The organism is Stenotrophomonas indicatrix (assembly GCF_002750975.1).
Classification (GTDB): domain Bacteria; phylum Pseudomonadota; class Gammaproteobacteria; order Xanthomonadales; family Xanthomonadaceae; genus Stenotrophomonas; species Stenotrophomonas indicatrix.
This window is the reverse complement of sequence record NZ_PEJS01000001.1, coordinates 3,986,197-4,008,989: the sequence shown is the minus strand read 5'-3', so window position 1 is coordinate 4,008,989 and position 22,793 is coordinate 3,986,197. Positions and strand designations below refer to the sequence as shown.

General features: G+C 67.8%; 22 protein-coding genes. 10 read left to right on the top strand and 12 right to left on the bottom strand.

Going from position 1 to position 22,793, the window contains the following annotated elements; all coding sequences use genetic code 11:
* Positions 1-26 precede the first annotated feature (26 nt).
* Both CR918_RS18515 and CR918_RS18510 read left to right on the top strand, forming a co-directional pair.
* Positions 27-482 carry an Rrf2 family transcriptional regulator gene (locus CR918_RS18515; protein ID WP_099844111.1) on the top strand — a complete coding sequence of 152 codons (456 nt, stop codon included), beginning with the start codon at positions 27-29 and terminating at the stop codon, positions 480-482.
* Positions 472-1,377 carry an NAD(P)/FAD-dependent oxidoreductase gene (locus tag CR918_RS18510; RefSeq protein WP_099844109.1) on the top strand — a complete coding sequence of 302 codons (906 nt, stop codon included), beginning with the start codon at positions 472-474 and terminating at the stop codon, positions 1,375-1,377. The genes CR918_RS18515 and CR918_RS18510 overlap by 11 nt, the downstream gene beginning before the upstream one ends.
* A 66-nt stretch (positions 1,378-1,443) precedes the next feature.
* Here the strand turns inward: CR918_RS18510 and CR918_RS18505 are convergent, their stop codons facing one another.
* Positions 1,444-2,400 carry an aldo/keto reductase gene (locus tag CR918_RS18505; RefSeq protein ID WP_032976826.1) on the bottom strand — a complete coding sequence of 319 codons (957 nt, stop codon included), beginning with the start codon at positions 2,398-2,400 and terminating at the stop codon, positions 1,444-1,446.
* A 169-nt stretch (positions 2,401-2,569) separates the two neighbouring features.
* Between CR918_RS18505 and CR918_RS18500 the strand changes: the two genes are divergently transcribed.
* Positions 2,570-3,427 carry a class I SAM-dependent methyltransferase gene (locus tag CR918_RS18500; RefSeq protein ID WP_088101858.1) on the top strand — a complete coding sequence of 286 codons (858 nt, stop codon included), beginning with the start codon at positions 2,570-2,572 and terminating at the stop codon, positions 3,425-3,427.
* Positions 3,428-3,507: 80 nt separating this feature from the next.
* Entirely contained in the window at positions 3,508-4,047 is a 540-nt protein-coding gene (locus tag CR918_RS18495) for a pseudouridine synthase (RefSeq protein ID WP_025877589.1), read from the top strand.
* 90 nt (positions 4,048-4,137) lie between these two features.
* Here CR918_RS18495 and CR918_RS18490 read toward each other — a convergent pair whose 3' ends face one another.
* A complete protein-coding gene (locus CR918_RS18490; RefSeq protein WP_025877588.1) occupies positions 4,138-4,527 on the bottom strand; it encodes a hypothetical protein in 390 nt (129 codons plus the stop codon).
* Between the two features lie 128 nt (positions 4,528-4,655).
* Positions 4,656-7,163: an ATP-dependent helicase HrpB gene (hrpB, locus tag CR918_RS18485; RefSeq protein ID WP_099844434.1), complete on the bottom strand. Its 2,508-nt coding sequence runs from the start codon at positions 7,161-7,163 to the stop codon at positions 4,656-4,658.
* A 68-nt stretch (positions 7,164-7,231) separates the two neighbouring features.
* On the opposite strand from hrpB, the gene CR918_RS18480 reads away from it, so the two are divergent.
* Complete coding sequence (locus CR918_RS18480) at positions 7,232-8,029, top strand: TatD family hydrolase (protein ID WP_099844107.1); 798 nt, start codon at positions 7,232-7,234, stop codon at positions 8,027-8,029.
* A 78-nt stretch (positions 8,030-8,107) separates the two neighbouring features.
* Here CR918_RS18480 and CR918_RS18475 read toward each other — a convergent pair whose 3' ends face one another.
* The 4 genes from CR918_RS18475 to CR918_RS18460 all read right to left on the bottom strand — a co-directional run bounded on the left by CR918_RS18475 (position 8,108) and on the right by CR918_RS18460 (position 12,413).
* Positions 8,108-9,025, bottom strand: a complete 918-nt coding sequence (locus tag CR918_RS18475) for an NAD-dependent epimerase/dehydratase family protein (protein WP_415847021.1) — start codon at positions 9,023-9,025, stop codon at positions 8,108-8,110.
* Positions 9,026-9,035: 10 nt separating this feature from the next.
* A complete protein-coding gene (gene panE / locus CR918_RS18470; protein ID WP_032976831.1) occupies positions 9,036-9,974 on the bottom strand; it encodes a 2-dehydropantoate 2-reductase in 939 nt (312 codons plus the stop codon).
* Between the two features lie 673 nt (positions 9,975-10,647).
* Positions 10,648-11,448 carry an ABC transporter permease gene (locus tag CR918_RS18465; RefSeq protein ID WP_025877578.1) on the bottom strand — a complete coding sequence of 267 codons (801 nt, stop codon included), beginning with the start codon at positions 11,446-11,448 and terminating at the stop codon, positions 10,648-10,650.
* Positions 11,445-12,413: an ABC transporter ATP-binding protein gene (locus tag CR918_RS18460; protein ID WP_051501690.1), complete on the bottom strand. Its 969-nt coding sequence runs from the start codon at positions 12,411-12,413 to the stop codon at positions 11,445-11,447. The genes CR918_RS18465 and CR918_RS18460 overlap by 4 nt, the downstream gene beginning before the upstream one ends.
* An 84-nt stretch (positions 12,414-12,497) precedes the next feature.
* On the opposite strand from CR918_RS18460, the gene CR918_RS18455 reads away from it, so the two are divergent.
* Positions 12,498-13,247 carry a ferredoxin--NADP reductase gene (locus CR918_RS18455; RefSeq protein WP_099844103.1) on the top strand — a complete coding sequence of 250 codons (750 nt, stop codon included), beginning with the start codon at positions 12,498-12,500 and terminating at the stop codon, positions 13,245-13,247.
* Between the two features lie 65 nt (positions 13,248-13,312).
* On the opposite strand, the gene CR918_RS18450 is transcribed toward CR918_RS18455, so the two are convergent.
* The 3 genes from CR918_RS18450 to CR918_RS18440 all read right to left on the bottom strand — a co-directional run bounded on the left by CR918_RS18450 (position 13,313) and on the right by CR918_RS18440 (position 16,592).
* Positions 13,313-14,485, bottom strand: coding sequence for a lytic polysaccharide monooxygenase (locus CR918_RS18450; RefSeq protein WP_032976834.1), 1,173 nt, complete (start codon positions 14,483-14,485; stop codon positions 13,313-13,315).
* 215 nt (positions 14,486-14,700) lie between these two features.
* Positions 14,701-15,870 carry a lytic polysaccharide monooxygenase gene (locus tag CR918_RS18445; protein WP_025877568.1) on the bottom strand — a complete coding sequence of 390 codons (1,170 nt, stop codon included), beginning with the start codon at positions 15,868-15,870 and terminating at the stop codon, positions 14,701-14,703.
* Positions 15,871-16,106: 236 nt separating this feature from the next.
* Positions 16,107-16,592 (bottom strand): DUF1203 domain-containing protein, encoded by a 486-nt coding sequence (locus CR918_RS18440; protein WP_032952023.1) that lies wholly within the window; start codon positions 16,590-16,592, stop codon positions 16,107-16,109.
* A gap of 271 nt (positions 16,593-16,863) precedes the next feature.
* Here CR918_RS18440 and CR918_RS18430 point away from each other — a divergent pair, with 271 nt between their 5' ends.
* The 3 genes from CR918_RS18430 to CR918_RS18420 are packed head-to-tail and all read left to right on the top strand — an operon-like array spanning position 16,864 to position 20,314.
* Entirely contained in the window at positions 16,864-18,390 is a 1,527-nt protein-coding gene (locus CR918_RS18430; protein ID WP_099844101.1) for an alpha/beta hydrolase, read from the top strand.
* On the top strand, positions 18,387-19,133 hold the full coding sequence (locus CR918_RS18425) for an ABC transporter ATP-binding protein (RefSeq protein ID WP_025877565.1): 747 nt from the start codon (positions 18,387-18,389) through the stop codon (positions 19,131-19,133). Before CR918_RS18430 ends, CR918_RS18425 begins: the two co-directional genes overlap by 4 nt.
* Positions 19,130-20,314: an ABC transporter permease gene (locus CR918_RS18420; RefSeq protein ID WP_059065550.1), complete on the top strand. Its 1,185-nt coding sequence runs from the start codon at positions 19,130-19,132 to the stop codon at positions 20,312-20,314. The genes CR918_RS18425 and CR918_RS18420 overlap by 4 nt, the downstream gene beginning before the upstream one ends.
* A gap of 72 nt (positions 20,315-20,386) precedes the next feature.
* On the opposite strand, the gene CR918_RS18415 is transcribed toward CR918_RS18420, so the two are convergent.
* Entirely contained in the window at positions 20,387-21,190 is an 804-nt protein-coding gene (locus CR918_RS18415; RefSeq protein ID WP_099844099.1) for an AraC family transcriptional regulator, read from the bottom strand.
* A 75-nt stretch (positions 21,191-21,265) separates the two neighbouring features.
* Here CR918_RS18415 and CR918_RS18410 point away from each other — a divergent pair, with 75 nt between their 5' ends.
* Positions 21,266-21,520 (top strand): hypothetical protein, encoded by a 255-nt coding sequence (locus CR918_RS18410; RefSeq protein ID WP_099844097.1) that lies wholly within the window; start codon positions 21,266-21,268, stop codon positions 21,518-21,520.
* A 74-nt stretch (positions 21,521-21,594) separates the two neighbouring features.
* Here CR918_RS18410 and CR918_RS18405 read toward each other — a convergent pair whose 3' ends face one another.
* A complete protein-coding gene (locus CR918_RS18405) occupies positions 21,595-22,602 on the bottom strand; it encodes an energy transducer TonB (protein WP_025877557.1) in 1,008 nt (335 codons plus the stop codon).
* Positions 22,603-22,793 lie beyond the last annotated feature (191 nt).

Below are 22,793 nucleotides of genomic sequence, written 5' to 3'. Positions count from 1 at the left end.
GGTTTAAATGTAACTATTGTTGTTACATGAAATCCGCGAATCCGCTTTCCGACGCTCTGCACGTGATGGCCCATCTGGTCGGCCAGCACGGGCCGCGAACCTCCGAACAGCTGGCGACCTGCCTGCCGACCCATCCGGTGGTGATCCGCCGCCTGCTGGCGCAGATGCACAAGGCCGGCCTGGTACGCAGCACGCGCGGCCACGGTGGCGGCAGCCAGCTCGCCCGCGATGCGGCGACGATCACCCTGCATGACGTCTACCAGGCCATCGGCGCGCCGCCGATGGTCCAGGTCGGTACCCGCGAAGGCAGGGGCGGCTGCCCGATCCAGCAGCTGGTCAACCAGGCCCTGCTGGAGAGTGCCCGCGAAGCGCAGCGCCTGCTCGAGCAGCGGCTGCAGGCAACCACCCTCGACCAGCTTGGCGCCGACTTCGCCCGCCATCTTGCCCATCATCGTTCCCTGGAAGGTCACCATGCATCCTGATGTCCTCATCGTCGGCGGCAGCTACGCCGGCATCGCCGCCGCACTGATCCTGGCGCGTGCGCGCCGGCCGGTCACGATCATCGATGCGGGTTCGCCGCGAAACCGCTTCGCCAGCCATTCGCACGGCGTGCCGGGCCTGGACGGCATCAGTGGCGCCGAATTGTTGAAGAACGCGCGCCAGCAACTGCTGGACTACCCGACCGTGCGTTGGCTGAATGCCGAAGCGGTGCAGGCCACGCTCCGCACCGAAGGTGTCGAGGTGCGTACCGCCGACGGCCAGGTACTGACCGCGCGCAAGCTGCTGCTGGCCACCGGTATCGCCGACCAGCTGCCCGATCTGCCCGGCCTGGCCGAGCGCTGGGGCAGCACCGTGCTGCACTGCCCGTACTGCCATGGTTATGAAGTGGGTGGCGGTTCGATCGGCCTGCTCGGCGGCCATCCGATGTCGGCCGGCAAGGCGCCGCTGTTCGCCGACTGGGGCAACGTCACCTTCTTCAGCCAGGGCCTGCCGATCAGTGACGAGGAGCTGGCCGCCATGCAGCAACGCGGCGTGCAGGTGGAAACCACGCCGGTGGTAGGTGTGCACGGCGAGCAGCCGACGTGGCTGGAAGTGGAACTTGCCGACGGTCGCCGTGTTGCCCAGCGTGCGCTGTTCGTGCCGGCCATGCAGCAGATGGCCACGCCGCTGGTGCAGCAGCTGGGTTGCGCGCTGGTGGAGAGTCCGCTGGGCGTGCTGGCCGAGGTGGACATGATGAAACAGACCTCGGTGCCGAACGTGTACGCCGCCGGTGATGCGACCACGGTCGGCAACATCACCCTGGCCATGGCAGAAGGCGTGCGCGCGGGCATCGGCATGCACCATGCGCTGGTGGCCGAGGACAGCCTGCCGCGCTGAGGCAAAGCATCCACGCATGGCGCGGATCCGTTGAAGGGTGCCGACGTTGGCCGGCACCCTCCGCCTTCAACCTTCCACGCTGGCCGCGTCCAGCTGCGCCACATCCTGCACGCTCAACGCCACGTTCGCCGCCGCCAGCAGGTCGTGCAGCTGCTCCACGCTGGTGGCACTGACGATCGGTGCGGTGATCGACGGCCGTGCGATCTGCCATGCCAGTGCGATCTGCGCGGCAGTAGCGTTGTGCTTGCTGGCCACGTCATCCAGTGCTTGCAGAATGCGCAGGCCGCGCGGGTTCAGGTAACGCTTGACCACGGTGGCGCCGCGCGCGGAACTCTTGCCGGCATCGTCCGGCGTGCGGTACTTGCCACTGAGGAAGCCGCTGGCCAGTGCGTAGTAGTTGATCACGCCGATCTGCTCGCGCTGCACCAGCGGTTCCAGTTCCTTCTCGTAGCCGGCGCGGTCGTACAGGTTGTACTCCGGCTGCAGGGTTTCATAGCGCGGCAGCCCGTAGTCGGTGGAGACCTTCAAGGCATCGGCCAGACGCGTGGCGCTGTAGTTGGACGCGCCGATCGCGCGCACCTTGCCCGCCTCGATCAGGCGACCGAACGCGGCCAGGGTCGCTTCCAGCGGCGTGGATTCATCGTCCTCGTGAGCCTGGTACAGATCGATCACCTCGGTCTGCAGGCGACGCAGCGAATCCTCCACCGCCGCATTGATGTTGTCCGGGGTGAGGCCGGGGCGCTCGGCCCATTTGGCCACCTTGGTCGCCAGCACCACCTTGTCGCGCTTGCCGCTGCGCGCGAACCACTTGCCCAGCAGCGTCTCCGACTCGCCACCCTGGTTGCCCGGCACCCACGCCGAGTACACGTCGGCGGTGTCGACCAGGTTGAAGCCGGCATCGACGAAGGCATCCAGCAGGGCGAAGCTGGCCTTCTCATCAGCGCTCCAGCCGAACACGTTGCCACCGAAGGCGAGCGGAGCTACATGCAGGCCTGAACGGCCCAGTTCGCGGTTTGCCGTCATGGGCACGGACTCCTTGGGGGAAGTCCTTCAGGATAGAACGCGATGTGTGACCGCGCTGCGGCGCTGACCACAAAACTGTGTTCCGCACCGCGCACGCGGCTAACGTTTTGTGAACACCTGCGGCGCGGCGGCTGCTAGTCTCGCCGCATCTTCCGCTGGAGTCGCCCCGATGATTGCTGCCTCATCCCTGCGTGGTTGCCGCCTGCTGCTTGCTTCGGCGCTGCTGGTTGCCGTTCCCGCATTCGCCGCGCCGGCCACGGTCGCACCGGCAAAGATCCAGGTGTCGCCCGCGATCGATGCCGCGGTGAAGGCCTCGACCCGCGACCCCGCCAACGTCAAGCGCGACGGTTTCCGTCATCCTGCGCAGACCTTGGGCTTCTTTGGCGTCGCGCCGGAAAAGACCGTCATCGAGATCACCCCGGGCAATGGCTGGTACTCGGAGATCCTGGCGCCGCTGCTGCGCGACAAGGGTCATTACATCGCTGCGGTGGTCGATCCGCAGGCCGTGGCTGAAGGTCGCGGCCGCGACTACCAGCAGCGCAGCCGCGACAGCCTGGAAAAGAAGTACGCCGCCGCACCGGCACAGTTCGACAAAACCGCAGTGGTTGCCTACGACCCGGCCAAGCCGGTGTTCGGTGCAGCCAACTCGGCCGATGTGGTGCTGACCTTCCGCAACGTGCACAACTGGCGCAAGGCCGGCCAGGCGCAGGGCATGTTCCAGGGCTTCTTCAACGTGCTCAAGCCGGGTGGCGTGCTCGGCGTGGTCGAGCACCGCGCCAAGGCCGACGTGGCCGACGCTGACGACACCGGTTATGTGGGCCAGCAGCAGGTGATCGCGATGGCCGAGGCCGCCGGTTTCAAGCTCGACGCGCGCACCGAGGTCAATGCCAACCCGCGCGATACCAAGGATCATCCGAATGGCGTGTGGACCCTGCCGCCGACCAACCAGCATGACAAGGCGGATGACGCCAAGTACCAGGCCATCGGTGAAAGTGACCGCATGACCCTGCGTTTCGTGAAGCCGTGACCCGGTAGCGCCGGACCATGCCCGGCGAGCACGCGGCGTGGCATGGGACAATGCCCTGCCCGCCGCCTGCCGTCCCCGCGATGCTGATTGCCTTCAACAAGCCGTTCAACGTGCTCTGCCAGTTCACCGACCGCAGCGTGCCGCCGCGGCCGACATTGGCCGGCTTCGGTTTGCCGCCGCGCGTCTACGCTGCCGGCCGCCTCGACCATGACAGTGAAGGCCTGCTGCTGCTGACCGACAACGGTACGTTGGCGCACAAGTTGACCGACCCGAAGCACAAGGCGGACAAGCTCTACTGGGTGCAGGTGGAAGGCACGCCCAGCGACGGGCAGCTGCAGCAGCTGCGCGATGGCGTGGTGCTCAATGACGGGCCGACGCTGCCGGCGAAAATCGAGCGCCTCGATCCTGCGCCTGAACTGTGGCCGCGCGATCCGCCGGTGCGCTTCCGCAAGACGGTGCCCGACAGCTGGCTGGCGATCACGATCCGCGAGGGGCGTAACCGCCAGGTGCGGCGGATGACCGCTGCGGTGAACCTGCCGACGCTGCGGCTGGTACGCGCTGCAATGGGGCCGTACCGGCTGGATGACCTGCAGCCCGGGCAGTGGCGGCAGATCGGCTGAAAAAAAGGCCGGAGGCCTTGCGGCGTCCGACCCTCGTGCAGCGTCATTGGGTCAGAGCCCTTCCTGCGGAAGGGTTCCGACCCCGGTCAATCAGGCGTCGCTGCCGATATCGCTGTGCTCGTCGACCACGGTGTCGTTGCGGCGATCGCGCGCGTTGATGCGCTGGGCCTGGCCGTTGACCACATGGCCGTTGGCGGCCTTCTTCTTCTGCTGCTTGCGGTACAGCGCATAGCCCAGCAGGCCTACGCCCACGGCAGCTGCCGCGATGGTCACCGCCGGATTGCGGCGGGCGAACTTGGTGGCGACCTTGCCGCCGGTCTTCACCGCGCCAAGGGCGGCACCGGTCTTGATCCAGTCGCTGGCCTGCGGGCCGAGGTGACGCAGGCTGCCGCCCGCGCTCTTCAGGCCATCGCCTGCGGTATGGGCCAGGTCGAGGGCGCGCTCCAGGGCGCGGTCGGTGATTACGGTCAGCTTGCTCATGCGGGGGTGTCCTTGCCTCGGGTCGAAGTCCAGTGTCGCCTGTTGCCCGTAAACGGTATGTCAGTCAGGCGGGCGCGTGGTGTGACTCTACCGCAGCCATTCAGGAACGGGCGGGGTGTCGGCGCGCATTACGTCCCGCGCGGCTTGGCCCGGTGGGTCGCGGTAGCCGTCCAAGGGTCGTCCGGCCACGGGTGGCGCGGGTAACGGCCCTTCATCTCTTTCTTCACCTCGGCGTAGGTGTTTTCCCAGAAATTGCGCAGATCCTGGGTGACCTGCAACGGCCGGCCACCCGGCGACAGCAGGTGCAGGGTCAGCGGCACCCGGCCATCGGCGATGCGTGGCGTATCGGCCAGGCCGAACAACTCCTGCAGCTTCACCGCCAGCACCGGCGGCAACGGCTCGCCGCTTTCGCCGTCCAGCGCGTAGCTGATCGGCCGCTCCAGCCCTGACGGCACGGTGATCCGGGTGGGCGCGTGGCGCTCGACCAGCTGCCGTTGCGACCATTCCAGTGCCGACTTCAGCGCTTCGCCGAAACTGGCCTCGTCCAGTGCATCCAGCCGTGCCCTGCCCGCGAACGCCGGCTGCAGCCACTGCGCACGGTTGGCCAGCAATGCGGCATCACTGCAGTCGGGCAGGCCCAGCTCCGGCATCCAGCGCCGCAGCGATTCCACCCGTGCCTGCCACTGGCGCAGACCGTCGGTCCATGGCAATGCCTGCAGGCCAAGCTCGGCAACGGCGTCGGTCAGTGCCTGCGCCGCCAGCTGCGGATCAACCCGGCCAGCCGAACGGCTGTCCATCACGATGCGGTCGAAGTGTGTTTCGCGCAGCGCGACCAGGGCGCGGCGGGTGTCATCCCAGCGCACCGCGTCTTCGGTTACGAAGCGCTCGGGCCAGTGCCTGCGCAGATAGCCTTCATCCACCGGTGCGGCGCGCAGCAGCAGCGCGTCGCGCGCCTCGAAGCGCAGTTCGCTGGCCACCAGCCACGGTTCGCCCCGCAGGTCGCTCAGTTCATGCAGGCGGGCGCTGCGGCCGTTGGCCAGCAGGTAACGCAGCGGGTCGTTCGGATGCTGGAAGGCAATGCGGTCGGGGAAGGCATGGGCCAGCAGGTCGCCCAGTTCGTGGGCCTCGATGCTGGCGGGCGGTGTAGCGTCACAACGCAGGCGACGGCGCCACTGTTTGGCAGCGGCATCGATGGCGGCCAGGCCACTGCGATTGGCATCGGCCGGCGCACGGCCGTTGCGGAAGGCCGCCAGTGCGCGCCAGCGTGCGGCCAGTGCATCACCGCCCTGGCGCAATGGGTCACGAGCTTCCAGCAATGCCGCCAGATCGGCGGCCAACGCCTGCGCGCGGGCATCAGCTGCGGCCAGCAGCATCGCGGCCATCCGCGGATGGGTGCCCAGCGCCAGCACGCGACGGCCGAGTGCAGTGATCGCGCCGCTGCTCGACAACGCGCCCAGGCGCTGCAGCAGTTCGCGTGCGGCGGCCATCGGCCCGCTCGGTGGCGGGTCAAGGAAGCGCAGGTCGCTGCTGCCCCAGGCGGCCAGTTCCAGCGCAAGGCCGGCCAGTTCAATCTGGTCGATCTCGGCGCGACGCTGCGGTTCCAGCCGCTGCGACTGCGGCCACAGCCGCCAGGCCACGCCCTCGGCCACGCGCCCGGCACGGCCGGCACGCTGGTCGGCCGAGGCCTGCGCAATGGCGACCACGTCCAGGCGGGTGAATCCACTGTTGGGGTCGTAGCGCGGCTCGCGCGCCTGGCCGCTGTCGATCACCACGCGCACGCCGGGCAGGGTCACCGAGGATTCGGCGACGTTGGTGGCCAGCACCACGCGGCGGCGGCCGTCGCTGGCGGCCTGCAGCACGCGTGCCTGCTGTTCCACCGGCAGTTCACCGTGCAGGGCCAATACGTCCACCGCAGCGCCAGCAAGGCTGTCCTGCAGGCCTGCCTGCACGCGCGCGATCTCACGTTGGCCGGGCAGGAACACCAGCAGGTCACCGGGGTGCTCGGCCAGCGCCTGCTGTACCGCGCGCCGCACCTGCAGTTCCAGCGCCTCGTCACGCCGGGCAGGGAAGTGGCTGATCGCCACCGGATAGCTGCGGCCTTCGCTGCTCAGTCGTGGTGCATCGAGGAAGCGCGCCAGGCGTTCGCCATCGAGCGTCGCCGACATCACCAGCAACCGCAGGTCATCGCGCAGCTGCGACTGCACGTCCAGCGCCAGCGCCAGGCCCAGGTCGCCACTGAGGTGGCGCTCGTGGAATTCATCGAACAGGATCGCACCCACGGTTTCCAGCATTGGATCGTCCTGCAGCATCCGGGTCAGGATGCCCTCGGTGACGACCTCGATGCGCGTGCGCGCCGATACCTTGTTCTCGAAGCGGATGCGGTAGCCGACGATGCCGCCGACCTCCTCACCGAGCTGGCGCGCCATGAACATCGCGGCACTGCGCGCGGCCACCCGGCGTGGTTCCAGCAGGATGATCCTGCGACCCTCCAGCCACGGCGCATCCAGCAGCGCCAACGGCACCTGGGTGGTCTTGCCCGCGCCAGGCGGGGCTTCCAGCACCAGCCGCGGGTGCACGGCCAGGTGCTGCTGGATCTGCGGCAGCAGCGGAGAGATGGGGAATTGCGGGGCGTTCATCTGCAAAGGATAAGGGGCCATGGCGGGCACGGGTACAATGCGCGGGTTTTCCTGCCTCTGCTGCCCCCATGCATCTGATCGATATCGGCGCCAACCTGACCCACGACTCCTTCGACCGCGACCGCGACGCCGTGCTGGGCCGCGCACGCCAGGCCGGTGTGGTGCAGATGATCATCACCGGTGCCAGCCGCGAGCATTCGCCGCTGGCCCTGCAGCTGGCGCAGCAGCACCCGGGCTTCCTGTACGCCACTGCCGGCGTGCACCCGCACCACGCGGTGGAGTACACCGACGAGTGCGATGCGGAGATGCGCGCACTGCACGCCCATGCCGAAGTGGTGGCGGTGGGAGAGTGCGGGCTGGACTACTTCCGTGATTTCTCGCCGCGCCCGGCGCAGCATCGCGCGTTCGAGCGCCAGCTGCAGCTGGCCGCAGACAATGGCAAGCCGCTGTTCCTGCACCAGCGCGACGCGCATGCCGATTTCATGGCGCAGATGAAGAATTTCGAAGGCCGCATCGGTCCGGCCGTGGTGCACTGCTTCACCGGCGAGCGCCAGGAGCTGTTCGATTATCTCGACCAGGACTGGTACATCGGCATCACCGGCTGGCTGTGCGACGAGCGACGCGGTGGCCACCTGCGCGAGCTGGTGAAGAACATTCCGGCCAACCGGTTGATGATCGAGACCGACGCACCGTACCTGCTGCCGCGCACCTTGAAGCCGATGCCGAAGGATCGCCGCAACGAACCGGTGTTCCTGTCGCACATCGTGGAAGAGCTGGCGCGGGACCGTGGCGAGGATGTGCAGACCACGGCGGCAAACGCCACGGCTGCCACGCGTGCGTTCTTCCGGTTGCCGGACGCCGCCTGATCGGCAAACGGTAGTGCCGGCCGCTGGCCGGATCCGGTAGCGCCGGGCCATGCCCGGCGAGCGAAGCGGCAATATCCGTCAGCCGGGAGTGCCCGGATCCGGTAGCGCCGGGCCATGCCCGGCGAGCGAAGCGGCAATATCCGTCAGCCCTTCCCGATACGTTGGAAACCGCGGCGTCCAGCCCAGCGCGTCGCGCGTGCTGCGGCTGTCGATGCGCTTGCTGCTCTGGTAGAAGCGCCGCAATGTCGCGCTCACTGATGGATCGTCCCAGGCCACCGCGGGCGGCAGGGTAAATCCCCCCAGCTGTGCGGCGAAGGCCAGTACATCCTGCGGCGGCGCCGGTTGGTCATCGCTCGGCAGATACAGCGCATTGGTCGCGGGGCGTTGCATCGCAGTGATCACCACCGCAGCCAGGTCGTCCACGTGCAGGCGATTAAACACCAGCCCTGGCCGCACCACGTGCCGCGCGCGGCCCTGCGCCAGCTGCAGCAGCGCGTTGCGCCCGGGTCCGTAGAGGCCCGGCAGGCGGAACATCGCCGAGGCGATACCGCGCGCATCCGCCAGTGCACGCCATTGCGTTTCGGCGAGGCGACGCTGCATGCCTGCCGGCCCGGTGGCATCGGCCACGCTGTGCTCATTGATCCAGCCACCGTCGCGGTCGCCGTAGACCGAGGTCGATGACAGGTAACCGAGCCAACGCAGTGAACTGCTGTCGCGCAACGCGGCACGCAGCAGGCGCAGCGCCGGGTCGCCCTCGGCATCGGGAGGAACGCTGCACAGCACTGCGTCGGCATGGGCAATCGCAGCGACCAGGCTCGGGGCAAGCACGGCGTCGGCACGCAGCTGATGACGCAGCAGGCCATCGTCAGGTGCCGACGCCGGATCGCGCACCGTGCCTTCCACGTGTACGCCCTGGGCCTGAAGGCGCGCGGCCAACACGCGGCCACTCCAGCCCATGCCGAGGATCAGTACGCGCTTCGGCAACGGGCCAGGCATGTTCATCGGATCACACCGCGCGCTGGGCCTGGTAGGCCTGCAGGCTGCTGTAGGCGACCTGCAGCAGCAACGCTTCCTGGCCCGCGGCGCGCGCACGCGCCAGCATGTCGCCGACGATCTGGGCCGCTTCCACCTGCTGGCCTGCTTCCAGATCGCGCAGCATCGACGCCTTCAACGCCGAACCGGCCTGGGTGAGGGTGCCACGCGCGGTGTCCTGCGCCGCCTGCGGCACCGGCTCACCCGCTGCTTCGGCCACCGCAAGGCATTCGTCATAGAGCCCACGCACGATGGCGTCGCCGTCGTCGGTGGCCACGATCGTGCCGATGTCCGCACGCAGCAGGCAGGTGGCCGCCGCCAGCGCGGTGAGGAACGTGTACTTGATCCACTGTTCCTGGCCGATGTGCTCACTGGCCAGATGATCGAGATTGGCCTGCGCACACGCTGCTGCGAACGCCTGCACGCGCGCGGAGATCGCACCGCCATCGCGTTCGCCGAAGGTCAGCTTGGCCGGCTTGCCCAGGTGCAGCACGGCGCCATCAGGCGCCTTGGTCGCACTGATGAAGCACAGCCCGCCGAGCACGGCGTCACGACCGAAGCGCGCGTCGAGCGCGTTGTAGTGATGCAGGCCGTTGAGGATCGGCAGCACGGTGGTACCCGCGCCCACCGCCGGGGCGATGGCATCGATCGAGCTGTCCAGGTCGTAGGCCTTGCAGCTGAGGATCACCAGATCGAACGGCTTGTCCGCAGCCAGCGCAGGCAGGGCATCTGCGGTGACGTGCTGCACCGGGAACGTGGCATCGCCCACCGGGCTGCGCAGCACCAGGCCATCACGATCCAGCTGCGCGGCGCGCGCGGGGCGCACGAGGAAGGTCACGTCCACGCCAGCCTGGGCCAGGCGACCACCGAAGTAACCGCCGGTACCGCCGGCGCCGAGGATCAGGATACGCATTGAACGCTCACTGCAGTTGGGGGATTCACTGCAGCGATTGTGCCGGAGTTTGCGGCCAACGGCTGAGCCCCTCGTGGTGGTTTGAAGCGCAAGCTGTGTTTGGGTCGGGCGGGGTGGGCTCACGGGGGACGCCGCAAGTACGTCCGTGTAGGCTTGGCCGCGCCATCCATGGCGCGGACACCCCCGCGAGCCCACCCCGCCCGACCCCTGACGGTTTCCGTGTGCGTCCACCACGGAAAACAAAGAAGAAAATCAAAAGCAACAGCGGGTCGCTTCGCTCGTTCCTCGCGATCATCTTTCCGATGGATCTATATCCATCAGCTCACAAACGAAAAGAGCCGAGCAGATGCTCGGCTCCATCGCGAATGCTTCATCCACGCATGGCGTGGATCTACTGTGTCGACCAGGGTCGACACCCACCAACAGCAGCACAGACACCGTTCCGACAGCAGCGAAAAACTGTCGAAGGCGGGGTGGGTCCGGTTGCGGGGGTGTCCGCGGCATGGATGCCGCGGCCAAGCCCCCAGGGATGGGTTTACGGCGTCCCCCGCAACCGGACCCACCCCGCCATCCCACGGATAGTCCGCGTTTGACGTTGCTGTTGCTGTTGCCGGCCAGCGGCCGGCACTACCTACCACTGCGGGTGCAGGGCCGCAGGCCCTGCAGAACAGCCTCAGCTGCGCATGCCCACGCCACGGCGCAACAACCACAGCGCCAGCGCCGTCAGCACCACCACGAAACCGATCATCAGCGCATACGCCACCACCACCGGCACATCGCTGCTGCCCAGCAGGCCATAGCGGAACGCGTTGACCATGTAGAAGATCGGGTTCGCGTGCGTGGCCGCCTCCGCCCATGGCGGCAGCAGCTCCACCGAATAGAACACGCCGCCCAGGTAGGTCAGCGGAGTCAGGATGAAGGTCGGCACGATCGCCACGTCATCGAACTTCTTCGCATACACCGCGTTGATGAAGCCGGCCAGCGAGAAGATCGTCGCGCCCAGGATCACCGTGGTCAGCGTCACCAGCGGATGCGGGATGCGCACCGGAGTGAAGAACATCGCGATGATCAGCACGATCACGCCCACCATCAGGCCGCGCAGCACCGCACCGGCCACGTAGCCCCACAGGATCACCCAGTTCGGCATCGGGCTGACCAGCAGCTCTTCCACGTGGCGGCCGAACTTGGCGCCGAAGAACGAGGAGCTGATGTTGCCGTAGCTGTTCTGGATCACGCTCATCATCACCAGGCCCGGCACGATGAACTGCATGTAGGTGTAGCCGCCCATGTCGCCCACGCGCGAACCGATCAGGCCGCCGAAGATCAGGAAGTACAGGGTCATGGTGATCGCCGGCGGTACCAGGGTCTGGCCCCAGATGCGCATGATGCGGGCGACTTCGCGGCGCACGATGGTCATCAGTGCGATGCGGTTGCGCTGGCCGTCGGTCAGGACCGGGGTCGGGGTGCTGCTCATGCGGACGTCTCCTGGTTGCCGGTGAGGCGCACGAACAGTTCCTCCAGGCGGTTGCTCTTGGTACGCATCGAGCGCACGCGGATGCCCGCCGCGTTCAGTGCCTCGAACACGCGGTTGAGGTCCATCGCACGTGGCATGTCGATGTCCAGCGTATGGCCGTCGGTGGCGGTCAGGGTTGCCCCCTCGATCACCGGCAACTGGGCGGGCAGGGTGCCGTCGATGTCCAGCAGGAAGCCTTCCACGTCAAGCTTGGCCAGCAGTTCGCGCATCGGGCCCTGGGTGACGATCTGGCCGTGGTCGATGATGGCCAGGTTGCGGCACAGGTGCTCGGCCTCTTCCAGGTAGTGGGTGGTGAGGATGATCGTGGTGCCGGCGGCGTTGATCTCCTTCAGCACCCGCCACATGTCGCGGCGGATCTCGATGTCCACGCCAGCGGTCGGTTCGTCCAGGATCAGCAGGCGCGGCCGGGTCATCATCGCGCGGGCGATCATCAGCCGGCGCTTCATGCCACCTGACAGGGTGCGGCTCATCACCTGCGCCTTCTCCCACAGGTGGGCGCGCTTGAGCTCGACTTCGGCCATCTGCTCGGCTTCGGCGCGCGGCACGCCGTAGAAGCCGGCGTAGTTCACCAGGATGTCGAAGGGCTTTTCAAACAGGTTGAAGTTGATCTCCTGCGGCACGAGTCCGATCAGGCGCATGGTGGCGCTGCGGTTGCGCACCAGGTCGCTGCCGAACACTTCCACCTGGCCCTCGCTGAGGTTGACCAGGGAACTGATGATGCCGATCAGGGTGGACTTGCCGGCACCGTTCGGGCCCAGCAGGGCGAAGAAGTCGCCCGGGGCCACTTCCAGCGAGACCCCTTTCAGGGCCTGGGTGCCGTTGTCATAGGTTTTACGCAGGTCGCGCACGCGCAGGGCGGGCGCCGTATCGTTCAGGGAAGCCAAGCTCGAAGCCTTCGCGCCCATGGGCTGGCGCTGGAGAGGGGCGGGGAAGGTCTATTATAGAAGACCCCGAGGGCTTGCCCCGGCTACACACTGTCCCGAAAAGTCGTGCCTGTCCAATTCCCCATCAAACTGGTCGACCGCCGCATGCTGGCGCCCTCCATCGGCCATTACCAGTTCGTGCGTGACGACGGCCAGCCGCTGGATTTCCAGCCCGGCCAGTTCATCCAGGTCCATTTCAGCTACGCCGATGGCACCGAAACCAAGCGCAGCTATTCGCTGGCGACCATCCACGACCACGCGCTGGGGCCAGGCGAGGCGGTGGATATCGCGGTCAGCTTCGTACCCGGTGGCGCCGCCACGGCGCTGTTCGAGGCGCTGGACATCGGCGGCCAGGTCAGCGCGTCCGGTCCCTACGGTCGGTTCTGCCTGAACCCGGGCGACCACAACGGCCGCTACCTGCTGATCGCCACCGGTACCGGCGTCACCCCGTACCGCTCGATGCTGCCGTTGCTGGCAACGGCGATGGCCGAGCGTGGCGTGCAGGTGGTCCTGCTGCAGGGCGCCCGCAGCCCGGGGGAACTGCTGTACAGCGAAGACTTCTACAGCTTCGCCGAAAGGTACCCGAACTTCCGTTATGTGCCTTGCCTGTCGCGGGAACTGCCGGCCGAGCCGCACCCGGACGTACACCATGGCTATGTGCAGCAGGCGCTGGCGGCGTTCACGCCGGACCCGGCCACCGACATCGCCTACCTGTGCGGCAACCCGGACATGGTCGACGCCTGCGCCGAAGCGCTGAAGGCGGCGGGCCTGGGTAATCCGCAGATCCGCCGCGAGAAGTACGTCAGCAGCAAGTAGTGCCGGCCGCTGGCCGGCAACCCCGCACACCGGAGGCGGCATCACGCCGCCCCCGGGACCATGCCTCAGTACGGCACCCACGCATCGCGCCAGGCCGAACCCACGCCCGGCCGGTAGGCCTCGGCGTTGACGTTGCACCACGCGCCTTCCGGGAACGGGCGGCAGGCGTACAGCTTGCCGTCGGTGCCCTTCACCACGGTCTCGCCGGGCTTGTAGCTGCCAAGTCCGGCCGGGTACACGAAGTCGTAGTCGCCACCCGGCGGTGGATCCACAGGATCGACCGGATCCGGAACGCGTGTGTCGAGCTGGAACCGATGACCCGGCTTCAGATAGACGCGGTTCTCGGTGGCCGAGGCGATCGGCCTGATCACACCATTGTCCATCACACCAACGCGCGCCTGCTGTGCACTGGCGTTGACCGCATGGGCCAGAGCCAGCGGCCACTGGTTCGCCGCAGTCTGGCCGGCGGCCAGGGTGATCTCCGGGCGCTCCAGATCGTTGCCTTGGGCGTTGAACACGCGCAGGGTCAGGGTGGTGCCCACTTCCAGCGCGCCGCGGGCGGTGACCGGACCGGCATCCTGCCATTGCGCTGGCGGCTCGACGCCGCCGCCTCCCTCGAAACGCACGTCCATGCAGGTATAGAAGGCCTCGGCCGAATCCGAGCGCTGCCAGGTGTTGTAGATCAGGTGCTGGCCGCTGCGCTGGGGCAGTGGGCAGTCCAGCTTGTAGACACCGCCCGCGGACAGCGGGACGTCGCCCAGCGTGCAGAACTCCTGCAGGTCGGCCCAGCGCAGCGGGCTGCCCGGCTGCCAGCCATCGCGGGTGACGTAGAACTTCCATTCGCGGGTGGCATGCGGGGCGGAGGCAAGAAATTCAAAGGTGTAACGGCCGTTGCCATCGGCGCGGATCGGCGTGGTCGACCAATCGGACCGGTCCAGATCCAGGCCGCGGTACTTGCTGTTGCCACCGCTGCACAGCTCGCCGTCGGGAACGACTGCCTGGTGGTTGCCATTGGCATTGGCCTGGTTGATGCCGGCCCAGTCGTAGAAGGGCTGTGCGCCGCCGATGTCCTTGGCCGCAGCACAGGCGGGGTTGGTCGGCTGCTCTGGATTGCCCTGGTAGCAGGCGTACACCCGGCTGGTGGGTTTGGACATGGTGCCGTGTGCCAGCGCGCTGGCAGAGGCGCCCAGGCTGGCGATGGCAGCCACCGCGAGAGCAAGTCGATTGAGCGGTTGCATGATGGGGTCCTGTGGACGGTGGAAGGTCCAGTGAGTCTCCACACGATGCACAGCGCCAACCATTCAACGATTCCGAAAAGCTGCAGGCTGCGACGGGATGTGCAGTGCCTGCGCGAACGGGTTAACACTTCAAGCCGGACCCGCAGGCCTGCCTCTGCCCCATTGCAGAAGCGGGGCGGCACGCGCGCGCCGCCCCCGCTCAGTCACTCAGTCACTCAGTACGGCACCCAGGCATCGCGCCAGGCCGAACCCACACCCGGCCGGTACGCCTCGGCATTGACGTTGCACCACGCGCCTTCCGGGAACGGGCGGCAGGCGTACAGCTTGCCGTCGCTGCTCTTCACCACGGTCTGCCCGGGCACGTAGCTGCCGATACCGGCCGGATACACATGGTCGAAATCACCGCCGGGTGACGGCGTACCCGGATCTGGCACCTTGGTGTCCAGCTGGAAGCGATTGCCATCCTTCAGGTACACGCGGTTGTCGGTGGCCGAGGCGGTGGGCGTGATCGCGCCGTTGCTGAGTACGCCGACGCGCGCGTGCTGGGCACTGGCGTTGACCTTGCGCGCAAGCGCCAATGGCCACTGCGCCGGCGTGGTCTGGCCTGCGGCCAAGGTGGCTTCAACGCGTTCCACGTCGTTGCCGTTGGCATTGAACACACGCAGCGCCAGGGTGGTGCCCACCGGCAGCTCGGTACGTGCAGTCACCGGCCCGGCATCCTGCCACTGCGGCACCGGCGTGGTACCGCCGCCGCCTTCAAAGCGCACGTCCATGCAGGTATAGAACGCTTCGGTGGAATCGGCGCGCTGCCAGGTGTTGTAGATCACATGCTGGCCGCTGCGCTGCGGCAGCGTGCACTGCAGCTTGTAGGTGCCATCGGCCGACAGCGGCGTGTTGCCCAGCGAGCAGAATTCCTGCAGATCGGCCCAGCGCAGCGGGCTGCCCGGTTGCCAGCCGGCGCGGGTGACGAAGAACTTCCAGTCGCGCGTGGCGTGCGGGGCGGTCGCCTTGAACACGAAGGTGAACCTGCCGTTCGCATCGGGCTGGATCGGTGTGGTCTGCCAGTCGCTGCGCTCCAGGTCCAGGCCGCGGAAGGTCGGGTTGTTGCCGCTGCACAGCTTGCCGTCGGGCACCACGGCCTGGTGGTTGCCGTTGGCGTTGGCCTGGTTGATGCCGTTCCAGTCGTAGAACGCCTGCGAGCCGGCCACTGCCTTGGCGGCCGCGCACGCCGGGTTGGTGGGGTTCTCCGGGTTGCCCTGGAAGCAGGCATAGACGCGGCTGACCGGGGTGATCATCGTGCCGTGTGCAGCGGCGTTGCCGGCAACGCCAACACCGGCGCCAACGAAGACGGTGGCCAACAGCAATGGGGTGTATCGCAGAGACATGGCGCATCCTTGTGGTCGTCGAAGGGAGCGGTGACCGCAGCACCCACGCCGTATCGGGCGACGGACGATGAGCGGTACCGCCGCGAGTATCGAGCTGCAATACGCAGTGGGAAACCACGTCAATGCCGATCCGTGACTACGTGTGTGAAGCCCTTCCCGCAGGCTTCACGCCACACTGAACGAACACGCTGGCGGTCACGCCTGCGGCGCGGCGACGATCACGTTCCCGTGCAACGTCATTGCCGCGGGGGGCCGACCCGATTCACCTGGCACGAAAAGCATCCATGTCCTGCGTTGTGCAGCTGCACGAAGGCCACCGTTGTATCGGCGAACAGCCGGTCCAGGTGCGTGGCAACCTCGGTGCCCTGGCAGACCAGGCCGCTCAGCATGAAGTCCGCGCTGTCATAGGCGCGCACCGAGATCAGCCGCCGCTGCACGTAGGCAGGTACCACGCCCGCTGGCAGCACGCAGCGGGTTGCACCGCGCTGCACGAAGATCGGGCCCGAGGCGCGGTATGGCGAATGCGTGGCCAGGTGTGTGTAGGGCAGCAGAAGCAGTTCTGCACCGGCAGGCGCGTCGGTCAGGCTGACCCTGCAGGGGTAGCCGCCGCTGTCGCCGGCGCGCCGGCGCACGATTCCCCGCGCGGCCAGCGCATCGTCGCTGGATTCGAAAAGCGTCTCGAACGGCTGGTGGTCGATGCCACTGAGTTGCCACGGATGCATGGAGTGTCTCCTGGTTCTGCGCGCATTCTGCCGGTGCCACGGGCCGCCTGCTCGCCATTTTCCGCCACCTGATCGCGCTGGCCGATACCGCCCTGTACCGGGCAAAGGCCGAGGGTCGCAACCGTCTGGTGGCCGTGCCGACGCCGGCCCAGGACATCCGCCTGTCGCCGCCAGCGTCCGGCGCGTGTAAGTTGGGTCACATTCGATTGGTCACATCTGCCGCGGCACACCGTCGTGGTGGACAGGAACATCCCCAGGGGAATCACGCACGATGCAAAGACACCATTTCGCGCGGGCCGGGTTGCTGGCCAGCATGCTGATTGCCGGCTGCAGTGCACCGCCGCAGGCAGGGTCCGACGGCGCGGGCGATACACCCAGCCGCCGCTACGGCCAGATCGATTTCCGCCCCTGCACGCTGGCCACCGAAGGCGCCAATGCCAACGTCGAGGCGCAGTGCGCGACGTTCCAGGTGCCCGAAGACCGGAGCAGGCCGGATGGCCGCAGGATCGATCTGCGCGTGGCCTGGCTGGAGTCGGGCAACAGCGGTTCGGGCCTGCCGGACCCGGTGTTCTTCCTGGCCGGCGGACCTGGCCAGGCGGCCAGCGAGGTGGCCGTCATCGTCGATACGGCACTGCGCCAGGTGCGCAAGCAGCGCGACATTTTCCTGATCGACCAGCGCGGCACCGGCGGCTCCAATCCGCTCAGCTGCCTGGGCGCGGACGGCAAGGAGCTGCCGATGGATGAAGACGCTGCGCCCAGCGAGGCGCTGCTGCGCGAGTACGCCGAGCGCTGCGCTGCGTCGCTGAAGGGCCGTGCCGACCCGCGCTTCTATACCACCGCCGAAGCCATCGCCGATCTGGACGCGGTACGCCAGGCGCTGGGCGCCAACACGCTGAACCTGGTCGGTGGCTCGTACGGCACCCGCGTTGCCCAGCGCTACGCGGCCGCGTACCCGCAGCACACCCGCAGCATCGTGATCGATGGCGTGGTACCGAACGAGCTGGTGGTCGGCGGCGATTTCGCCACGACCTTCGACAACGCGATCACCCTGCAGTCCGAGCAGTGCCGCAGGGATGCTGTCTGCAGCAAGCGCTTCCCGGTCGACACCCGTGCGCAGCTGCGCAGCGTGGTGGAAACCCTGCGCCGCGCGCCGGTCACGGTCGACTACCGCGACCCCGGCACCAACGCACCGCGGCAGGAGGTGCTGACCCCGGACAGCGTGGTCGGCCTGGCGTTCGCCTTCTCCTACGTACCGCAGTACTCCTCGCTGTTGCCGCTGGTGCTGGATGAAGCGGCACAGGGGCGCTATGCACCACTGGCGTCGCTGGCGCGCGGTGCGACCCGCAGCATGGATTTCCAGATCAACCGCGGCATGCAGTGGTCGGTGATCTGCAGTGAAGATGCTCCGCGCTACCAGCCGCCGGTCGAAAGCAGCGACAGCCTGGTCGGCGCGGAAGTGGCGCGCGCGTTCTTCGCCGCCTGTCCGGTGTGGCCGCACCAACCGGCTGCGGCGGCTGCGGCAGTGCCGCTGAACAGCGACCTGCCAGTGCTGCTGCTGTCCGGCGAACTGGACCCGGTGACGCCGCCGCGTTACGCCGAACAGGTGCTCAAGGGCCTGCCGAAGGGACGCGCGCTGGTTGCCCGCGGCCAAGGCCACGGCACCCTCACCGCCGGCTGCATGCCACGCCTGCTCGGCCAGTTCATCGACACCACCGATGCCAAGGCGCTGGATGCCAGCTGCCTGGACACGCTGAGCTACGTGCCGGCGTTCACCTCGTTCAACGGATGGGCCCCATGATCGTCGCCGACAACCTGCACAAGGCCTTCAATACCCGCACCGGTCGCATCCAGGCGGTGGCCGATGTCGGCTTCCGCGCCGAGGATGGCCGCATCACCGGCCTGCTCGGGCCGAACGGCGCCGGCAAGACCACCACCATGCGCATGCTGTACACGCTGATGACGCCCGATGAAGGCAGCATCACCGTCGATGGCATCGACGCAGCCCGCGATCCGGTGGAAGTGCGTCGCCACCTCGGCGTGCTGCCGGATGCACGTGGCGTCTACAAGCGGCTGACCGCACGCGAGAACATCGCCTACTTCGGCGAGCTGCATGGCCTGTCGGCGTCGCGCATCCGCGAACGCATCGAAGTGCTGTCCCATGCGCTGGACATGGCCGACATCCTCGATCGGCAGACCGATGGCTTCTCGCAGGGCCAGCGCACCAAGACCGCCATTGCCCGCGCGCTGGTGCACGACCCGCGCAACGTGATCCTTGATGAGCCCACCAACGGCCTGGACGTGATGACCACCCGCGCGCTGCGCCGCTTCCTGCTGGGCCTGCGCGAGGAAGGGCGCTGCGTGATCCTGTCCAGCCACATCATGCAGGAGGTCGGTGCGCTGTGTGACCACATCGTGATCATCGCCAAGGGTACGGTGATGGCCGCCGGCAGTGCCGATGAACTGCGCGCGCAGTCCGGCGAGCCCAACCTGGAAGATGCGTTCGTGAAACTGATCGGCAGCGAAGAGGGCCTGCACGCATGAGCATGATGTCGACCCTGATGACGGTGATGCGCAAGGAACTGCGCGACCTCTCGCGTGACCGCCGCACACTGCTGCTGACCCTGCTGTTCGGCCCCGTGCTGTACCCGCTGCTGATCCTGGGCATGGGCAAGCTGGCTGAAAGCCGCGTGCGCATCCAGATCGAACAGCCGCTGCAGATTCCGACCATCGGTGCGGAGAATGCGCCGAACCTGGTGCGCTTCCTGGCGGCGCAGGGATTGAACGCCGCGCCGGCACCGAAGGATCTGGCCGAAGCGATCCGCTCGCAGGAGATCGACGTGGCCCTGCGCATCAGCCCTGAGTTCGGCAAGGACTGGGCCGATGGCAAGCCTGCGCTGGTGGAAGTGATCCGTGACAGCACCCGTCGTGCCGCCGAAGTGCCCAGTGCGCGGCTGCAGGCGGCCCTGGCAACCTACAACGGCCAGGTTGGTGCGCTGCGGCTGATGGCGCGCGGCGTCGACGCACAGGTTGCACGACCGCTGGATGTGGCCACCCAGGACATGGCCAGTGCCGAGGCCAAGCGCGGCATGATGCTGTCGATGCTGCTGCCGGTGCTGCTGACGCTGACCTCGTTCATCGGCGGCGCGTACCTGGTGATGGATGCCACCGCCGGCGAGCGCGAACGGCAATCGCTGGAGCCGTTGCTGGCGACCCCGGGGTCGCGCAGTGCCATCGTCAGCGGCAAGATCGCCGCCGCCTGCGTGGTCGGGTTCGCCTCGTTGCTGCTGACCTTGATCGCGTTCAAGGCCAGCGCACAGATCGCGCCCGGCAACGTCGGCCGGCAGCTCAACATGAACATCGGCTCGATGCTGCAGATGCTGCTGGTGATGGTGCCGATGCTGCTGATCGGCACCTCGTTGCTGACCTTCCTCTCGGCCGCGGCCAAGAGCATGAAGGAAGCGCAGAGCCACATGACCTGGCTGGTGCTGCTGCCGATGCTGCCCGGCTACGCGCTGATGGCTTACCCGGTGAAGAGCGAGCTGTGGCAGTACGCGGTGCCGTTCCTGTCGCAGAACCAGATGCTGCTGAAGGTGATCCGTCACGAGGTGATCAGCCCGACCATCTGGGCGATCTACCTCGGCGCCAGCCTGGCGCTGGCCGCTGTGCTGTGGTTCGCCGCCGTGCGCCGCTACCACAACGAGCGGCTGGCGATTTCCGGCTGAGTGGAGCCGGTAGCGCCGGGCCATGCCCGGTGGATGTGGCACGAGGCCCGGTCATGCCGGGCCTCGTGCATTTCAGCGCTGTGAAGCGTTTCCGTCTGCATACCGCGCCGGCGTCACTCCCATCTCGCGCTTGAATACCGCGATGAAGGCGCTGGGCGTGTCGTAGCCCAATGACAGCGCCACGGTGGTGACGGGTTCACCGGCCAGCAATCGCGGCAGGGCCAGCAGCACGCGCAGGCGCTGCCGCCAGCGGGTCAGGGTCATGTTCGTTTCGGCCTGCCAGCGGCGGGCGAGGCTGCGACTGGACAGGCCGCTGGCGACTGCCCAGTCCTCGACGGTGCGGGTGTCATGTGGCGCACGTGCCAGGGCGGCGGCGATGCGGCGCAGGCGGCGGTCGCTGGGTTGCTGGAGTGCCAGCGGCAATGGCGTGCCGGCGGCGATCTCATCAATGATCACCCCAGCCAAGCGCTGTTGCCCCGCATCCAACGCCTGCCCGCACCAGTGCAGTGCCCGCGGCACCGCCACCTGCAGCAGGTCGCTGGGCTGGAAGATGCGCGGTGCGGTGGGCAGGCCCGCGCAGGACTCCTTGTTGAAGTACAGGCTCCAGCCATCGAAGCTGCCGATGCTGGAAAGTGCATGCGGATGCTGTGGCGGAAGCCACGCCACGTGGCCGGCCGGAAGCAGCCAGTGGGTGTCGCCCACCTCGATCCGCAACAGGCCGGTGTGGGCACCCAGCAGTTGCCCGCGCGCGTGCTGGTGCCGGGCGGTGCGCCGTGAACCCGGCATCGCCAGCTGCGTGCCGAGCAGGGCCGGCCCGCCGCTGGCCTCAGCCAACGCAGGGTCGATCAGTGGTGTCTGGAATGTCTGTTCTGCCATATCCATTGGCAGTTATACGGCAGAACGGTCGATGGCGAGCGTCGACACTGGGCGTCCACCTCTCAGGAGCACGCCATGCAGCCGCACGACATCCTTCCCGACCACCGGAACGAGGTGCAGGTGAACGGCCTCACCGTGCGCAAGGGCAGCGTCGGCGCCTTTCTCGCCACCGTGCGGGAGTGGCAGGACCCGGCCCGTGATGCCGACCTCCGTGCCACCGCCGAAGCCGATCTGCGCAGCCTGCTGCCCGGGCTGCACGCGCTGGGCCTGTTCCAGGTGCTGACCGCGCGTGATCCTGCGCTGCAACGGTTGATCGACAGCGCAGCCTGAAACGCACAAGGCCCGGACATGCCGGGCCTTGCTCCAGAACCGCCGGGCGCGGCCCGGCGCTACCGCCTTGGGCATCAGCCGCCCGGTGCGAACACCAGCGTGCGGCGGGTGGTGACCGGGGCCGTCACCGGCTCGAAGCGCCAGCGCTTGACCGCGTTGAGGGCTTCGCGATCGAAGACACGCGATGGCGTGGCGCGCAGTACGCGCGCATTGGTCACCGAGCCGTCGGTGCCGACGGTGATCTCCACCAGGACTTCGCCGGAGGTACCCGAACGCAGTGCTTCGGCCGGGTAACGCGGGGCTGGCGTGCTGACCGGGCGCAGGCTTGGCGCAGCGGCGGTCGCGGCCTGGCGGGCGGCGTTGGCCTGCTGCGCAGCGGCCTGCTGCTGCTTCTGCTCGGCATCGCGACGCGCGGCAGCCTGGCGCTCGGCCTCCTGGCGCTCGCTGTCACGGCGGGCAACGTCCTGCTGCGCAGCAATCTGTTTGGCCGCTTCGGCTTCCTTGGCACGCTGTTCGGTCAGGCGCTGCTGCTCGGCCAGCTGCTTGGTGCGGTCTTCAGCGTCCTTCTTGACCTTCTCGGTCTCGTCTTCGGTGCGCTTGGCGGCAACCTGCACGCCCTTGGTCAGGCCTTCCTTCAGGCGCGGCAGGGCCGGGGCCGAGGCATCGACCTTTTCGATCAGGGCGACCAGCCGCTGCGCTTCAGTGAAATCCTCGCGGCCCAGATGCTGCTCGGCGGCGATCAGGGTGTACGGCAGAAGATCGGTCAGCGCGCTCTTCACCGAGGCATCGTCCGGCGTCTTGTCGCGCAGTGCCAGGTAGTACTCGATGGCATTGTCGCCGGCCGGGGCGTACATGCGGTTCTCGCGCAGTGCCTGGCTGGCCGATTCGCGCAGCTGCTCGGTACCCATCGACTGCACCTTGGCGGCCACTGCCGGTGCGGCTGGTGCTGCAGCGGCGGGAGCGGCGGCGCCCTGCGCGGCCGGAGCCGGTGTTTCATCCTTGCCCGAGCAGGCAGCCAGGGCCAAAGCCAGAGCGACCGGCAACCACCGGCGCGCGGCAGCGATCATTGCGACGTGCGACATCCTGCTCCCCTCTAAGAAGACGACGTTACGAAAAACGTAGATACGCATGGCCGGGACGCAAGGTCCGGGCGTGGCGGGGGACGTTTCCCAGCGTCACCGTCGCCTGTAGCGAGGGTGCAATCTAGCATCCCGGCCTCACCTGCGCACAAGGGCAGGCGTAGCGGGCCGGTGGCGGCACAGGTACCGCCACC

What these genes read in the sequence shown, in the direction of transcription:
- CR918_RS18490 (WP_025877588.1), bottom strand. Translation starts at nt 4,527, where the DNA reads ATGAGCAAGCTGACCGTAATCACCGACCGCGCCCTGGAGCGCGCCCTC.
- CR918_RS18415 (WP_099844099.1), bottom strand. Translation starts at nt 21,190, where the DNA reads ATGGCAGAACAGACATTCCAGACACCACTGATCGACCCTGCGTTGGCT.
- CR918_RS18475 (WP_415847021.1), bottom strand. Translation starts at nt 9,025, where the DNA reads ATGCCTGGCCCGTTGCCGAAGCGCGTACTGATCCTCGGCATGGGCTGG.
- CR918_RS18450 (WP_032976834.1), bottom strand. Translation starts at nt 14,485, where the DNA reads ATGCAACCGCTCAATCGACTTGCTCTCGCGGTGGCTGCCATCGCCAGC.
- CR918_RS18505 (WP_032976826.1), bottom strand. Translation starts at nt 2,400, where the DNA reads ATGACGGCAAACCGCGAACTGGGCCGTTCAGGCCTGCATGTAGCTCCG.
- CR918_RS18465 (WP_025877578.1), bottom strand. Translation starts at nt 11,448, where the DNA reads ATGAGCAGCACCCCGACCCCGGTCCTGACCGACGGCCAGCGCAACCGC.
- CR918_RS18430 (WP_099844101.1), top strand. Translation starts at nt 16,864, where the DNA reads ATGCAAAGACACCATTTCGCGCGGGCCGGGTTGCTGGCCAGCATGCTG.
- CR918_RS18420 (WP_059065550.1), top strand. Translation starts at nt 19,130, where the DNA reads ATGAGCATGATGTCGACCCTGATGACGGTGATGCGCAAGGAACTGCGC.
- hrpB (WP_099844434.1), bottom strand. Translation starts at nt 7,163, where the DNA reads ATGAACGCCCCGCAATTCCCCATCTCTCCGCTGCTGCCGCAGATCCAG.
- CR918_RS18515 (WP_099844111.1), top strand. Translation starts at nt 27, where the DNA reads ATGAAATCCGCGAATCCGCTTTCCGACGCTCTGCACGTGATGGCCCAT.
- CR918_RS18500 (WP_088101858.1), top strand. Translation starts at nt 2,570, where the DNA reads ATGATTGCTGCCTCATCCCTGCGTGGTTGCCGCCTGCTGCTTGCTTCG.
- CR918_RS18405 (WP_025877557.1), bottom strand. Translation starts at nt 22,602, where the DNA reads ATGTCGCACGTCGCAATGATCGCTGCCGCGCGCCGGTGGTTGCCGGTC.
- CR918_RS18440 (WP_032952023.1), bottom strand. Translation starts at nt 16,592, where the DNA reads ATGCATCCGTGGCAACTCAGTGGCATCGACCACCAGCCGTTCGAGACG.
- CR918_RS18410 (WP_099844097.1), top strand. Translation starts at nt 21,266, where the DNA reads ATGCAGCCGCACGACATCCTTCCCGACCACCGGAACGAGGTGCAGGTG.
- CR918_RS18495 (WP_025877589.1), top strand. Translation starts at nt 3,508, where the DNA reads ATGCTGATTGCCTTCAACAAGCCGTTCAACGTGCTCTGCCAGTTCACC.
- CR918_RS18510 (WP_099844109.1), top strand. Translation starts at nt 472, where the DNA reads ATGCATCCTGATGTCCTCATCGTCGGCGGCAGCTACGCCGGCATCGCC.
- panE (WP_032976831.1), bottom strand. Translation starts at nt 9,974, where the DNA reads ATGCGTATCCTGATCCTCGGCGCCGGCGGTACCGGCGGTTACTTCGGT.
- CR918_RS18425 (WP_025877565.1), top strand. Translation starts at nt 18,387, where the DNA reads ATGATCGTCGCCGACAACCTGCACAAGGCCTTCAATACCCGCACCGGT.
- CR918_RS18445 (WP_025877568.1), bottom strand. Translation starts at nt 15,870, where the DNA reads ATGTCTCTGCGATACACCCCATTGCTGTTGGCCACCGTCTTCGTTGGC.
- CR918_RS18480 (WP_099844107.1), top strand. Translation starts at nt 7,232, where the DNA reads ATGCATCTGATCGATATCGGCGCCAACCTGACCCACGACTCCTTCGAC.
- CR918_RS18460 (WP_051501690.1), bottom strand. Translation starts at nt 12,413, where the DNA reads ATGGGCGCGAAGGCTTCGAGCTTGGCTTCCCTGAACGATACGGCGCCC.